We start from the raw sequence: 987 nt of genomic DNA, 5'->3' as shown, positions 1-987 counted from the left end.
ACTAGAGCTGGAGAACGAGATACTCAAGCGGGCGGCGGCCTACTTCGCCCGCGAGAACGTGCTCCCAAAATAAGGTACTCGCTGGTCCATGAGCTTGCCGATAACGACATTCCCGTCGCGGTGGCCTGCCGAGTGTTAGGGGTTTCCCGGTCTGGTTACACCGACTGGTTCGGCAGGCCCGCCTCCATCCGCGAGCAGCGCAATACCGAGCTGGTGAAAATGATCAGAGAGATCCATGAGGAGTCACGCCGAAGCTATGGCTCGCCGCGGGTGCACGCCGAGTTGACGCTCGGACGGGGCGAACAGGTGAGCCGCAAACGGGTCGAACGGCTCATGCGGGAAGCCGGGATCCAGGGGATCTATCGGCGCAGGGGACGCCGGAACCCGGTCAACGAGCCGACCGAGGAGGACCTGGTCAAGCGAGCCTTCGACGTCCAGGCGCCCGACCTGCTGTGGGTCACCGACATCACCGAGCATCCGACCGAAGAGGGGAAGTTGTACTGCGCGGCCGTGCTGGATTGCTTCTCCCGTCGCATCATCGGCCATTCCATCGATATCCGCCAGACCACCAAACTTGTGGTCGATGCGATGGCCGCCGCAGTAGCCCGCAGAAAGCCCGCAAAGGATGCCACGATTCTGCACTCAGACCATGGCACGCAATTCACTTCCTGGACGTTCGGGAAGCGGCTCCGGGACGCAGGACTCCTCGGCTCGATGGGCACGGTCGGGGATTGTTTCGACAATGCCATGATGGAGTCGTTCTGGGGCTCGATGCAGCTCGAACTCCTCGACACCAGAAAATGGCAAACAAGAGCCGAACTCGCGGCCGCGGTGTTTGAATGGATCGAGTGCTGGTATAACCCATTCAGAAGGCATTCCAGCCTCGGAATGCTGAGTCCGGTGGATTACGAGGAACGACACCGAACCTCGAACACGACCACCTGACCCATCTCACCCCAGCTGTCCGTGCTACGGGGGGAACCTCAC

The 987-nt window shown here is 61.3% G+C and carries 1 protein-coding gene; it reads left to right on the top strand.

Annotation, left to right across the window (positions count from 1 at the left end):
- Window positions 1-945: IS3 family transposase (locus E1200_RS33400; RefSeq protein WP_131956687.1), on the top strand; the 945-nt coding region annotated here is incomplete at its 5' end.
- Between the last annotated feature and the right edge of the window lie 42 nt (window positions 946-987).

Source organism: Actinomadura sp. GC306, assembly GCF_004348665.1.
Lineage (GTDB): Bacteria > Actinomycetota > Actinomycetes > Streptosporangiales > Streptosporangiaceae > Spirillospora.
The sequence above is the reverse complement of the archived record's forward strand: the minus strand, read 5'-3'. Positions and strand labels throughout refer to the sequence as shown.